Raw genomic sequence first — 12,994 nt, forward strand, 5'->3', positions numbered from 1 at the left:
GCTGCTTTGTCGTTCATGGCGCTGAAACACCCGAGACAGAGCGTTTTCATCTGACCGGAGAGCCTCGTTTTTTTAACGCCTGAAGCAACAAAACTACTAATTTATCTCTCCCCTTTCCTTGCCCATGATCAACCCCAACAAGAAATGCGCCGTCCGTGCCGGCGCTCACTGAAGTACGTCCACGTACTCGTCCTTGCCTTGGAGTTCGTCATGGCCACCTCTGCAACAACGTCCGCACCGCTCATTGAAAAACACACGATCGGCTACGTGCCGCCCGAAGATCGCCACGGAAAGGTTCGGGATCTGTTCACCCTCTGGTTCGGCGGCAACATCGCGCCGTTGCCCATCGTCACCGGCGCCCTCGGCGTGCAGTTGTTTCACCTGAATCTGGTGTGGGGCATCGTCGCCATTCTGGTCGGCCATCTGGTCGGCGGTGTGTTGATGGCGCTGCACTCGGCGCAAGGCCCGCAGATGGGCATTCCGCAGATGATCCAGAGCCGCGCGCAGTTCGGTTCCCTCGGCGCGCTGCTGGTGGTGTTGATTGCCGGCGTGATGTACATCGGTTTCTTCGCCTCCAACATCGTGCTCGCCGGCAAGTCGCTGCATGGCGTGGTCGACAGCGTTCCGGTGCCGGTCGGCATCGTAATCGGCGCGCTGGGCTCGGGAATCATCGGGATTATCGGTTACCGCTTCATCCACGTGCTCAACCGCATCGGCACCTGGGTGCTGGGGATCGGTATCGTGGTCGGCTTCGGCTACATCCTCACCCACATCCAGACCGATGATTTCCTCACTCGCGGCAGCTTCAACATCTCGGGCTGGCTCGCCACCGTGTCGCTGGCGGCGCTGTGGCAGATTGCGTTTGCGCCTTACGTGTCGGACTACTCGCGTTACCTGCCGGCGAATGTGCCGGTGGCGGCGACCTTCTGGACGACCTATCTGGGATCGGCGCTGGGTTCGAGCCTGTCGTTCGTGTTCGGCGCCGTTGCCGTGCTGGCAACCCCGGTGGGCATGGACACCATGGACGCGGTGAAACTCGCCACCGGCGCCATCGGTCCGCTGATGCTGGTGCTGTTCCTGCTCAGCGTGATCAGCCACAACGCCCTCAACCTGTACGGCGCGGTGCTGTCGCTGATCACCCTGGTGCAGACCTTCGCCTACCGCTGGATTCCGACCGCTAAGAGCCGCGCGGTGATTTCGATCATCGTGCTGCTGGCCTGCTGTTTCGCTGCGGTCGGCGCGTCGGCAGACTTCATCGGCCACTTCGTCGACATGGTGCTGGTGCTGCTGGTGGTGTTGGTGCCGTGGACCGCGATCAACCTGATCGACTTCTACGCCATCCACAAAGGCCAGTACGACATCGGCTCGATCTTCCAGGTCGACGGCGGCATCTACGGCCGTTACAACCCGCAGGCCTTGCTGGCGTATGCGATCGGTATCGCGGTGCAGATTCCGTTCATGAACACGCCGCTGTACGTCGGCCCGGTGTCGGCGCACATCAACGGCGCGGACCTGTCGTGGGTGGTCGGCTTGCTGGTGACCTCGCCGCTGTATTTCTGGCTGGCGACCCGTGACAGTGCTTATCGTCGGCGGCTGACCTCCGGGAAACTGGCGGGCAGTCTCTGAGATTGACTCGATGCACCAACAAGGCCCGCCATGTGCGGGCCTTCTGCTTTGCGTTGTGCTATTTCTTTACGCCCGACGACAACCGGAGATGGAAATCCAATGCTGCGAATTCTGGGCAAAGCCTCATCGATCAATGTGCGCAAAGTGCTGTGGACCTGTGCTGAACTGAACCTGCCCTTCGAACGCGAAGACTGGGGCTCAGGTTTTCAGTCGACGTTGACGCCGGAGTTCCTCGCACTCAATCCCTGCGCGATGGTGCCGGTGATTCAGGACGATGACTTCACGCTGTGGGAGTCGAACTCGATCATTCGCTATCTGGCGTCGCGCTATGACGGCGAACAACTTTACCCGAGCGACGCGCGTGCCCGCGCACGGGTGGATCAATGGATCGACTGGCAGGCTTCGGAGCTGAACAAGTCCTGGTCGTACGCGTTCATGTCGCTGGTACGCAAGTCACCTGCGCATCAGGACAGCCTTGCTTTCGACGCCGGTTGCCGGGAGTGGGCACGGCACATGGAGATCCTCGACCGGCAGCTGCAAAAAACCGGCGCCTATGTCAGCGGCGAGCAGTTTTCCCTCGCCGACATCCCGATCGGCCTGTCGGTCAATCGCTGGTTCGAGACGCCGCTGGGACATCCGCACTTGCCGGCGGTGAGCGCTTATTACGAACGTTTGAGCCAGCGCCCCGCTTACCGATTGCACGGACGAAACGGCACGCCTTGATGCCGGTCACTTGTTTTTGAACGCTTCCCGCCGCGCCTGTCGTTCGGCGGCGTACGCCTCCTGCGGCTGGCTGATCAGATCCTCACGGCGCAACACCTCACCGCAGTGATCGCACAGCGGCCCGAGGCCGGCGCTGTGGTTGCAGTGCTTGTGGGTCATGTTCACCGCCAGCCCTTCCTCCGACGACTTGCACCAGGTCTCGCCCCAAGCGCGTAACGCGATCACCACCGGGTAAAACGCCTCGCCCTTCGCGGTGAGGTGGTACTCGTAGCGTTTCGGCCGCTCGTTGTACAAGCGGCGCTCGACCAGTCCGTCCACTTCCAGGCTTTTCAGACGGGCGGCGACCATCTGCGGCGTACCGCCGGTCTGGGCCAGGATCTCGTCGTAGCGATGGCTGCCCATGAACAATTCGCGCAAAACCAGCACCGTCCAGCGGTCGCCGACGATCGACTCGGCCCGGGAAATCGGGCACAGCGTGTCGGGAAGACTATCGTTTACAGCCATCAGGGCTTGCCTCTTTTACAGTTACTATGATTATCATATCAACATGATGCGGGAACAAGCCCTGAGCATCGATCACTCTCATTGCCGGAGTACATCGTCATGTCGAAACCTCTCTATCCGCTCGACAGAACCGCCTACCTGCTGGTCGATCCGTACAACGATTTTCTTTCGGACGGCGGCAAGATCTTTCCGCTGATCAAGCCGATGGCCGAGCAGAACGGTTTGCTCGACAACCTGCGCAAACTCGATCGCGCCGTGCGGGCCCTGCCGATTCCGGTCGTCATCGTACCGCATCACCGCTGGGTCAAAGGCGACTACGAGAACTGGGATCACCCAACCCCGACCCAACAAAAGATCATGCACATGCACCACTTCGCGCGCGGCGAATGGGGCGGTGAATGGCACCCGGATTTCGCGCCGAAGGACGGCGACATCGTGGTCCAGGAACACTGGGGCTCCAGCGGTTTCGCCAACACCGATCTGGATTTTCGCCTGAAACAGCAAGGCATCACTCACGTGATCATTGTCGGCCTGCTGGCCAACACCTGCATCGAAGCCACCGCGCGCTACGCATCGGAACTCGGCTATCACGTCACGCTGGTGCGCGATGCCACCGCCGCGTTCAAAGAGGAAATGATGCACGCCGCTCACGAACTCAACGGCCCGACGTTCGCCCATGTCATCACCACCACGGACGAACTGATCGCCAGCCTTCAGTCGCAAGGTGACGCGAAATGAATCTGACCGGCCACCTGCTGATCGGCGCCGCTGACGTGCCTGCCACCGAGGGCACGATGAAGGCGCTGAATCCGGCAACCAACTCGCTGATCGAACCGGAATTTGCCTTCGGCGGTGCCGAGCAGGTCGACGGCCCGGCGGCGTTGTTGCCGGAGGCTTTACGCGACGGGAATCGGCTACAGCTACCACGTCTTGTCGATGGCCAATAAACCCGTCCCGGCTCGACGCCATGCCGAACCGGGACGCAGGTTTCAGATTCTCGCCAGCCATTCATGCCCCGGGTGTACCTGGGCCAGATGCTCCATCAACCATCGCCGATCCACGGGCGAAAGCCTGGGCAAAGCGAGATTGAAATCGGCTTGATCCTTTTTCCTGAGGTGTTTGGCCTTGAACAACAGAATGGCTGCAGGCCTGAGATAAGGAATACCCGCCTCGTTGGTGCAGACCATTTCACTGCGTTCGCCAGTGATCGACGTATCGCGCTTATAAACCCACCTGTCTGGTGTACCCGGTTCAATCATCATGTCGACCCGCCAGGCTTGTGCCACGGTGTCAAAACACCAGATCTGAAAAATGTCGGCAGCCGGTTCGCGATTTGACTCCAGCAGCCCAAAGACGCCGCCCTTGACCGCATAGAAATCCAGAGACCCCAGCGTCTCGCGAAACATCGGAAAATCTTCACGCAGGATGGTGAATTCCAGATCCTCATGCATTCGGGTTTGCTGTCCCTGCCAGACATCAAGCGCCCATCCGCCGACGATGCACCAAGGACGCTCGATGTGTGCGAGTCGCTTGAATAAATCAGTGGGTGTCCAGGGGCTCCATGCCTCTTGATCCGGTAGGTGTTCCTGAGCCGTCATTCGCCGTTCTCCATGTCCCTGGCTTTATGCGGACATTGAAACAAAAAAAGTGCCGGACTCGCTTGAGCCCGGCACTTCTTTTTTAGCCTTTGATCCCGCGATTAGATCAGGCCGGCACACCCAGAATGATGTGCGAAGCCTTGATCACCGCCGTGGCGCTGACGCCAGCCGCCAGACCCAGTTCGTTCACCGCATCACGGGTCACGATCGAATAAACCTTCGAACCGCCGGCCAGCTCGATCACCACTTCGGCGTTGACCGCGCCATCGGTCACGCTCAGCACCTTGCCTTGCAGGCAGTTGCGGGCCGACAGGCGAATGTCGCTGGATTCGGTCATCAGCATCACCCAAGGCGCCTTGACCAAAGCAACGGCTTCTTTGCCCACCGCGATGCCCAGGCTCTTGAGGCTGGCCAGGGTCACGACCGCCACCAGCTTCTCGCCACCCGGCAGGGTCAGGACGACTTCCGCATTGACCGAGCCTTCCTGCACCTGGCTGACCTGACCTTTGAAAACGTTGCGGGCACTGACTTTCATGATGGACGTCCTTTTGTTGACTTTGGAGTTAGGAAACGGGCTGCATCATCGGAGCAAGCGCTATGTAGTTACAACTATAGCGCTGCACCTGAATCAACATTGACTCCTGACTCTAGATCAACAAGTCCTCATAGAAAGCACCGTACGGAAGCTCGGGGTGTTCGATCTGGATTTCCAGAATCCACACACCGGCATTCGGAGCCTGATCGAAGTCCCCCAGATTGCCGCCGCGATAGATCGCGTGAGGGAAATCGCTGACCCGGTGGCCCTTGATGTCCAGATTCAACTTCCAGCCCATCGCCTCGGCCTGATCGGTGGCGTAACGGTACAACTCAACACCCGTTACACCTTGGCGCCAGAAGGCTTCGACCTTGTCGAAGAGTTCTTTGGAGGCCGCCGCACAAGCGACCATTTGCGGATCGGAACCGGCAACGAACGTCGCCCCGGCATCGCCTTCGTGCCCTTCCCAGACCACGCCCATATCGATGAAGAAAATGTCGTTCTCGCCCAGAACGGGATCGCCGTCGGAACGCTCCTTGAAGGTCTTGAGAGTGTTGGCGCCAAAGCGGATCAGCAGCGGATGCCAGATCCGGTCCATGCCCAGTTCGACGAGAATCTCTTTGCCACGCGCATGTGCTTCCGACTCGCGCATCCCGGGTTTGATCACCTTGGCGATCTCGTCCACCGCCTTCCAGGTCAACTGCTGGGCGTGGCGCATGGTTTCCAGCACAAAACGCTCACCTACCGCTTCTTTTCCGCTCAGGGCTGTGGTCATCGCTGATTCCTTCTGGCTAATCGCTTGCGCTGTATAGTTTTTTATATTGCGAAACAGGACGCCTAAGATACAACCATGACACAAGGTGTCAATTCTCTTCTGCGCGCACCACACCGCGCTCTTCCAGCAAGCGCACAAACATGCTCAGACTGCGCGAAACCGTACCTCGCCGCCATACCAGCCACGTCGTCAGATAGCGGAAATCCGACGCCAGCGGCCAGACGCTCACCGTCGCGCAACCGGGCATGCTTTGCAGCATGCTGCGCGGCATCAAAGCCAGACCGGCGCCGGCACTGACGCAGGCGAGCATGCCGTGATAGGACTCCATTTCAAAAATTTTGCCCGGTACTGCGGCGTCGGTGCTGAACCATTTTTCGAAGTGATGGCGATAGGAGCAGTTCGAGCGGAACGCATAGATGTTCTCGCCGTTCACGTCCGCCGCGCGGTGGATCGCCCCGTGATGCAGCGGCGAGATGATGACCATTTCTTCTTCGAACGCCGGAATGCCCTCCAGCGCCGGGTGCAAGACCGGGCCGTCGACGAACGCAGCCGCCAGGCGCCCGGAAAGCACACCGTCGATCATCGTCCCGGACGGCCCGGTCGACAGGTCGAGATCGACCTTCGGGTGTTGCTGGTTATAGGTCGCCAGCAAACCGGGGATGCGCACCGCCGCCGTGCTTTCCAGCGAGCCCAGCGGGAACGCGCCTTGCGGTTCCTCGCCGGCCACCGTGGCGCGGGCTTCCTGCACCAGGTCAAGAATGCGTCGCGCGTATTCAAGAAAACTCCAGCCGGCCGGCGACAGGCGCAAGCGGCTTTTCTCGCGGATGAACAGGTCGACGCCCAGGTCTTCCTCCAACTGCTTGATGCGGGTCGTCAGGTTCGACGGCACGCGATGGATCTGCGCCGCCGCAGCGCTGATGCTGCCGTGCTCGGCAACGGCCTTGAAGATTTCCAATTGCACCAGATCCACAGTCATTCTCCAATCGTGAAAGAAACGCTCTTTATTATTCAGTTTCCAGAAACCAAACGCCACCCTACTCTGAGCGCATCCACTGACCTCGCAGGACGATGCCATGAGCCCGATTTCCAGCCAGACCCACGCCATCTCGATCAACCCCGCCACCGGCGAGCAGATCGGTCACTACGCCTTCGAATCCGCCGAAGCCCTCGACGCTGCGCTGACCCGCGCCGCATTCGGCTTCAACAAGTGGAAACGCAAACCGCTGCAGGATCGCTCCCGCGCCCTGACCGCGTTGGCCGGCGCGCTGCGTGACAGCAGCGAAGCCATGGCGACCATGATCACCCGGGAAATGGGCAAGCCAATCGCCCAGGCCCGTGGCGAAATCGAGAAATGCGCCAAGCTCTGCGAGTGGTACGCCGAACACGGCCCGGCCATGCTCAACGCCGAAGCGACGCTGGTCGAAGGCGGCAAGGCGCGCATCGAGTATCGTCCGCTCGGCCCGATCCTCGCCGTGATGCCGTGGAACTTCCCGATCTGGCAAGTGCTGCGCGGCGCCGTCCCGGCACTGATCGCCGGCAACACCTACGTGCTCAAGCATGCGCCGAACGTGATGGGCAGCGCCTACCTGCTGCGCGACGCCTTCACCCGCGCCGGTTTTGCCGATGGCGTGTTCGAAGTGATCAACGTCACCCCGGAAGGCGTGTCCACCGCCATTGCTGACCCGCGCATTGCCGCCGTCACCCTGACCGGCAGCGTCCGCGCCGGCATGGCCATCGGCGCACAGGCCGGTGCCGCGCTGAAGAAATGTGTGCTGGAACTGGGCGGTTCCGACCCGTTCATCGTGCTTAACGACGCCGATATCGACGAAGCCGTGCAAGCCGCAGTCATCGGTCGTTACCAGAATTCCGGCCAGGTCTGCGCCGCCGCCAAACGCCTGATCATCGAAGAAGGCGTGGTCGAAGAATTCACCCGCAAATTCGTCGAAGCCACTCGCCAGTTGAAGATGGGCGATCCGTTGTCCGCCGACAACTACATCGGTCCGATGGCCCGATTCGATCTGCGTGACGAACTGGATCAACAAGTGCGCGACACCCTGGAAGAAGGCGCCACCCTGCTGCTCGGTGGTGGCAAGACCCAAGGCCCGGGCAACTACTACGAGCCGACCGTGCTGGCCGATGTCACCGACCGCATGACTTCGTTCAAGCAGGAACTGTTCGGTCCGGTGGCCTCGATCATCACCGCCCGCGACTGCGCCCATGCCGTGGCCCTGGCCAACGACAGCGAGTTCGGCCTGACCGCCACGATCTACACCGCCAACGTCGCCCTGGCCCAGCAACTGACCAGCGAACTGGAAACCGGTGGCGTGTTCATCAACGGCTACTCCGCCAGCGACCCGCGCGTGACCTTCGGCGGCGTGAAGAAAAGCGGTTTCGGCCGCGAGCTGTCGCACTTCGGCGTGCGCGAGTTCTGCAATGCGCAGACGGTGTGGCTGGATCGCCGCTGATCCGCTGAAAAAAGCCCGGAAGCGTTTTGCGCTTCCGGGCTTCTTCATTTACGCCGCAGCCTGTTGTGGCTCCGATATCGTCCGATCCTTGCTCAACAGCCCCAGCACCACAGCCGCCGACGCCAGGGTGATGATCGTCAGGATGTGCAGCAGATACTGGAACGCCGAAGCGTAACCTTGAACCAGACGCTCATTGGCCAGGCCCGGAACCGTGTTGATCGCATGGGCCATGTCACCGGTGGTTACCCGGTGCGCGGTCTCCGCAATCAGCGCGGCGTCTGCACCGCTGGCCACTGCCTGCAGATCGGTATGTAACAGCGAGGCAAGAATCGCCGCGACACTGGCCAGTGCAATCCCTTCACCCGCCACCCGCACCGTGTTGAAAATCCCGGCCGCCATGCCGGCGCGCTCTTTCGGCACCACGCTGACCGACAGTCCGTCCATCAAACCCCACGGCAGACCCGCGCCGATTCCGATCAACACCATCGGCACCACCAGCGCAAATTTCGGCTCGCCGACGTTGTACAGGCTCAGCCAGTGCAGCCCCATGGCAGCTATCAGGAAACCCACGCCCGACAGGATGCCGGCCGAGACAAACCGGGTCATGGACGCCGCCAGCATCGGCACCACCAGCATCGGCGCCGACAGCGCCAGCAACAGCAGACCGGCATCGATCTCACTCAAGCCTTCGACGCCGATAAACCGCAGCGGCAGCATGACCACCAGCACGATGTAGCAATAGCAGGTGCCGATCGGCAGCATCTGCACGCCGACGAAGCGCGGAAAGCGGAACAGCGTCAGATCGAGCATTGGACGTTTGACGCGCATTTCGATGAAGACGAACAGCGCCAGCAACAATGCCGAAGCACCCAACAGACCGACCACTAACGGACTGCCCCAACCGCTTTCGGGCGCCTGGATCACACCGAACGTGAACAGCGCCAGCATCGAGCTGAACGTCACGGTGCCCGGCCAGTCGAGACCGCTGGCGTCGGAGTCGCGGGTTTCACGCATGCGCGGCAGGCCGAAGACCATCGCAATCACGCCAATCAGCGCGGTGAACACAAAGATCGCGCGCCAGTTGAACGCCTCGATCAGCGCCCCGGCCACCAGTGGTCCGAACGCGAGACCGATGCCAAACGTGGTGCCGAGCATGCTGTACGCACGAGTGCGCGCATGGCCTTCGAATTCCTGCGCCAACGCCGCCGAACCACTGGCCAGCGCCGCCGCACCGGCCACGCCCTGAATCGCCCGCAACACGTCCAGCCAGAACACCGAAGGCGCCAGGCTCTGGGCAATCGACGCTGCGGTGAACAGCAGCATGCCGCCGGTGAACAGGCGCTTGCGCCCGTAAACATCGGCCAACGCCCCCGCCGCCATCAGCAGACTGCCGAACGACAACATGAACGCATTGGTGATCCAGGTCAGCGCCACCGGGCTGCCGCCCAGGTCACGGCCAATGGCCGGCGTCGCCACCGCGCCACCGGTAAAACTTAACGGAAGGACCAGCGCCGACAGGCAAATGGCCGCGAGGATCAGCAGTTTGTCCTGCGCACCCAGGTGTTGGGAGACGGTTGTCATAATTTCATCCAATGAAAAGAAAATCAGGCTGCGATCAACAGAGCGCAGCCTGCGATGGCTTCGACGGGGGTTGGATCAGTCCTTGAAATCCGTGGACAGCGCCAGCTCATTCCACTCGGCCAACTCCTGCGCCACCAAGCGGTTCTTCGCTTCGATCCGCGCAATCGTGTCGCTGCCCAGCGCCAGCCGTTGCGGCGGGTTCGGCGCATTGACCAGCGCCAGCATCGCTTCGGCAAACTTCAGCGGATCACCCGGTTGTGCATGGTTGGCCGCTTCGGCAAACGTGCGCATCTTGCCGACGGTTTCGTCGTAGTCCGGCAGCACCAGTGCAGTCTTGATGAGCGATTGTTCGTCGAGGAAGTCGGTGCGGAAGAAGCCCGGTTCGACCACCGTGGCATGAATGCCCAGCGGCGCCAGTTCCTGATGCAGTGCTTCGCTGATGCCTTCCACCGCGAACTTGGTCGAGCCGTAGACACCCCAGCCCATGTACGCCTGATAACCGCCAATCGACGAGATATTGATGACCCGTCCGCTGCGCTGAGCGCGCATGTGCGGCAGCACGGCGCGGGTGACGTTGAGCAGGCCGAACACGTTGGTGGCGAACAGGCGCTCGGTTTCGCTGGCGCTGGTTTCTTCGACGGCGCCCAACACGCCGAAGCCGGCATTGTTGATCAGCACGTCGATGCGGCCGAAGCGCTTGATGCCTGCTGCCACCGCTTGGTGGGCTTCCTCTTCGCGGGTGACATCAAGGCGCACCGCCAGCAGGTTCGGGTGATCGCCGAGGCGGTCGGTGATGTCTTGCGGGTTGCGGGCGGTGGCAATCACCGCGTCACCGGCACGCAGGGCCTGTTCAGCGATAAGGGTGCCAAAACCACGGGAAGCTCCGGTAATCAGCCAGGTACGCATATCAACTCCTCCTGTCGGTGACCCGGGCGAGATTGCCGGGCCTTCTTGATGAGTTGAGTCGACTTTAAAGCCGTGTTACTGATGTGATAATCCCAACAAGTTTGCATGACTTTGTGAAAGGCGCTCACAAATGAAAAACCCGTCCACGGCGGATCTGTCGATCTTTCTCTGTATTGCCCAGCACCTGAATTTCAGCCGGGCGGCGGTGGATCTGGGCCTGACACCCTCGGCCCTGAGCCATTCATTGCGAGCACTGGAAAATCGCCTTGGCGTGAGACTGTTCAATCGCACCACCCGCAGTGTGGCCTTGACCGAGGCTGGCGAGCGGTTATATGCGCGGCTGAAACCGGCGTTTCGCGACATCGACGACGCCCTCGAAGACCTCAATCACTTTCGCGACAAGCCCTCGGGCAATCTGCGCATTACCTCTGGGCGCCAGGCATGTGAACTGGTGCTGCTGCCTATAGCCAGCGAGTTTCTGAAGATTTACCCGGATATTCGTCTGGAAGTGGTCGAGAGCGATGCGCTGCTGGATATCGTCGCCGGCGGTTTTGATGCCGGGGTGCGATTCGGCAATCGGCTGGAGGCGGATATGGTGTCGCTGCCAATTGGCCCGAATCTGCGTTCGGTGGTGGTCGCTTCACCGGCGTTTCTCGAACGGCACGCCACGCCGCAAAAGCCGGAGGATCTGCATGCCCTTCCCTGCATCCGACATCGGTTCCCAAGCGGTTCGATGTACCGCTGGGAATTCGAACGGGGTGGTATAGAACAGGAAATCGAGGTCAACGGTCCGCTGACCCTGGGCGATGTCAGCCTGATGATCGGCCCGGCGTTGCAGGGCTTGGGACTGGCGTATGTGTTCGAGGACATGGCCCGCGAGCACATGGCGAGCGGGCGGCTGGTGCAGGTGCTGGCGGACTGGTGTCCGTACTATCCCGGCCTGCACCTGTATTACCCGAGCCGACGCCACGTACCGGCGCCGCTCAAGGCGTTTATCGATTTCACCCGCAATGCCCACGAAGGCAAATCGGGCTGAGCCGTTCTACAGATACTTCAGCCAGGCAATGTCGCGGCGCCGGGCCTTCAATCCCGAGAACCAGCGCACGGCCGGGAACAGCGCGACCGCCAGCACCACCGCCGCCAGCCACACCGCCGTCACCGACGAGAAACCGAAATACGTGCCCTGATTAAGACCGAACAGCGCCACGCCGATCAGGTACAACACCTTCAGCGCATACAGGTGCAGCAGGTAGAAAAACATCGGCGCCGAACCGAACACGGTCAGCCAGCGAATCCAGCGTCGATCCTGCACACGCTCGAACACCAGCAACAGCAGCAGCCCGACACTCACCGTCAACATGATGAACAACAGCGACGGCGGGTATTTGGTGATGTTGAAAAAGCTCATCAGGGTTTGCAGACCGCTGTCCCCGAATGCCCAGGGTTTCTCGCCGTAACCGTTGACCAACCGCAGTGCCACGAATCCCAGCAGCCCGGCGACGCCACCGATCAACAAGCGGCGCTGGCGCACGCCTGCATCGGCTGCGCGCGCGAACCACGGCCCCAGCGCGTAACCCAGCCCGATCACGCCGATCCACGGCAACAACGGATACGAGGTACGCAAACGCAAGGTCTCGCCGGCCTCGATCCAGCCGCGGTCATGCAGGATTGCCCATGGCACGTGCAGCACGGACTCGGTTCCGAAATGCAGTCCGTCGAGCAGATTGTGCCCGGCGATGATCGTGAGGCTCAGCGTGAGCAACAGCCAGCGTGGCAGCCAGACCAGCAGCGACAGCGCGATCATGCTCAGGCCGATCGCCCAGATCACTTGCAGATAGATCACGGTCGGCGGCAGCTGGAACGTCCAGGCGAAATTCACCAGGGTGAATTCGAGAGCCACCAGGAACAAACCGCGCTTGAACAGGAAGGCACTGACGTCAGCCTTGCCGTCGTACTTCTCGCCGAACAGCCACGCCGACAACCCGGTCAGCAGCACGAACACCGGCGCGCACAAATGCGCCAGGGTACGGCTGAAGAACAGCGCCGGTTCCGTGCTGGCGATGTCCATCGGGTCGCTGACCTGTCGATGCAGCAGAAAGGTTTCGCGCACGTGGTCCAGCAACATGAACAGAATCACCAGGCCACGCAGCGCATCAATGGACAGCAACCGGCCAGTCGCCGAGGGGGCAGAACGGGGAACCGCAATCGTCATGGAGGTATCGCAATCGAAAGGTTGATCGATGCGACCGCCCGAAAGCGGTCGCATAATTTTCGTTACCTT

13 protein-coding genes and 1 pseudogene are annotated in these 12,994 nt (G+C 61.1%); 6 read left to right on the top strand and 8 right to left on the bottom strand.

Features of this window, described 5'->3' with window-relative positions:
• Positions 1-210 precede the first annotated feature (210 nt).
• Both M5G18_RS07850 and M5G18_RS07855 read left to right on the top strand, forming a co-directional pair.
• Positions 211-1,626: a purine-cytosine permease family protein gene (locus M5G18_RS07850; protein ID WP_007950463.1), complete on the top strand. Its 1,416-nt coding sequence runs from the start codon at positions 211-213 to the stop codon at positions 1,624-1,626.
• A gap of 99 nt (positions 1,627-1,725) precedes the next feature.
• Positions 1,726-2,349: a glutathione S-transferase family protein gene (locus M5G18_RS07855; protein WP_273897416.1), complete on the top strand. Its 624-nt coding sequence runs from the start codon at positions 1,726-1,728 to the stop codon at positions 2,347-2,349.
• A 6-nt stretch (positions 2,350-2,355) separates the two neighbouring features.
• Here the strand turns inward: M5G18_RS07855 and M5G18_RS07860 are convergent, their stop codons facing one another.
• Positions 2,356-2,853 carry a winged helix-turn-helix transcriptional regulator gene (locus tag M5G18_RS07860; protein WP_273897417.1) on the bottom strand — a complete coding sequence of 166 codons (498 nt, stop codon included), beginning with the start codon at positions 2,851-2,853 and terminating at the stop codon, positions 2,356-2,358.
• 99 nt (positions 2,854-2,952) lie between these two features.
• On the opposite strand from M5G18_RS07860, the gene M5G18_RS07865 reads away from it, so the two are divergent.
• Together M5G18_RS07865 and M5G18_RS07870 are read left to right on the top strand one after the other, a co-directional pair.
• Entirely contained in the window at positions 2,953-3,591 is a 639-nt protein-coding gene (locus M5G18_RS07865; RefSeq protein WP_273897418.1) for a cysteine hydrolase family protein, read from the top strand.
• A pseudogene (locus M5G18_RS07870) lies at positions 3,588-3,749 on the top strand (aldehyde dehydrogenase (NADP(+))); the annotation flags it as partial. The gene M5G18_RS07865 and the pseudogene M5G18_RS07870, both read left to right, overlap by 4 nt.
• Positions 3,750-3,842: 93 nt before the next feature.
• Here the strand turns inward: M5G18_RS07870 and M5G18_RS07875 are convergent.
• The 4 genes from M5G18_RS07875 to ptrR all read right to left on the bottom strand — a co-directional run bounded on the left by M5G18_RS07875 (position 3,843) and on the right by ptrR (position 6,731).
• Positions 3,843-4,451 carry a nucleotidyltransferase domain-containing protein gene (locus tag M5G18_RS07875; protein ID WP_273897420.1) on the bottom strand — a complete coding sequence of 203 codons (609 nt, stop codon included), beginning with the start codon at positions 4,449-4,451 and terminating at the stop codon, positions 3,843-3,845.
• A 106-nt stretch (positions 4,452-4,557) separates the two neighbouring features.
• On the bottom strand, positions 4,558-4,986 hold the full coding sequence (locus M5G18_RS07880) for a TOBE domain-containing protein (protein ID WP_007950468.1): 429 nt from the start codon (positions 4,984-4,986) through the stop codon (positions 4,558-4,560).
• Between the two features lie 112 nt (positions 4,987-5,098).
• Positions 5,099-5,761 carry a M24 family metallopeptidase gene (locus tag M5G18_RS07885; protein WP_273897422.1) on the bottom strand — a complete coding sequence of 221 codons (663 nt, stop codon included), beginning with the start codon at positions 5,759-5,761 and terminating at the stop codon, positions 5,099-5,101.
• Between the two features lie 88 nt (positions 5,762-5,849).
• Positions 5,850-6,731, bottom strand: a complete 882-nt coding sequence (ptrR, locus tag M5G18_RS07890; protein ID WP_273897604.1) for a putrescine utilization regulator PtrR — start codon at positions 6,729-6,731, stop codon at positions 5,850-5,852.
• Positions 6,732-6,834: 103 nt separating this feature from the next.
• On the opposite strand from ptrR, the gene M5G18_RS07895 reads away from it, so the two are divergent.
• On the top strand, positions 6,835-8,226 hold the full coding sequence (locus tag M5G18_RS07895) for an aldehyde dehydrogenase family protein (RefSeq protein WP_273897423.1): 1,392 nt from the start codon (positions 6,835-6,837) through the stop codon (positions 8,224-8,226).
• 48 nt (positions 8,227-8,274) lie between these two features.
• Here the strand turns inward: M5G18_RS07895 and M5G18_RS07900 are convergent, their stop codons facing one another.
• Together M5G18_RS07900 and M5G18_RS07905 are read right to left on the bottom strand one after the other, a co-directional pair.
• On the bottom strand, positions 8,275-9,807 hold the full coding sequence (locus M5G18_RS07900; RefSeq protein WP_273897425.1) for an MFS transporter: 1,533 nt from the start codon (positions 9,805-9,807) through the stop codon (positions 8,275-8,277).
• A gap of 75 nt (positions 9,808-9,882) precedes the next feature.
• Complete coding sequence (locus M5G18_RS07905) at positions 9,883-10,713, bottom strand: oxidoreductase (protein ID WP_085602985.1); 831 nt, start codon at positions 10,711-10,713, stop codon at positions 9,883-9,885.
• 130 nt (positions 10,714-10,843) lie between these two features.
• Here M5G18_RS07905 and M5G18_RS07910 point away from each other — a divergent pair, with 130 nt between their 5' ends.
• Complete coding sequence (locus M5G18_RS07910) at positions 10,844-11,749, top strand: LysR family transcriptional regulator (RefSeq protein ID WP_273897426.1); 906 nt, start codon at positions 10,844-10,846, stop codon at positions 11,747-11,749.
• Between the two features lie 6 nt (positions 11,750-11,755).
• On the opposite strand, the gene M5G18_RS07915 is transcribed toward M5G18_RS07910, so the two are convergent.
• Positions 11,756-12,925, bottom strand: coding sequence for an acetyltransferase domain-containing protein (locus tag M5G18_RS07915; protein WP_273897605.1), 1,170 nt, complete (start codon positions 12,923-12,925; stop codon positions 11,756-11,758).
• Between the last annotated feature and the right edge of the window lie 69 nt (positions 12,926-12,994).

Source organism: Pseudomonas aphyarum (assembly GCF_028657055.1).
In the GTDB taxonomy this organism is placed as follows: domain Bacteria; phylum Pseudomonadota; class Gammaproteobacteria; order Pseudomonadales; family Pseudomonadaceae; genus Aquipseudomonas; species Aquipseudomonas aphyarum.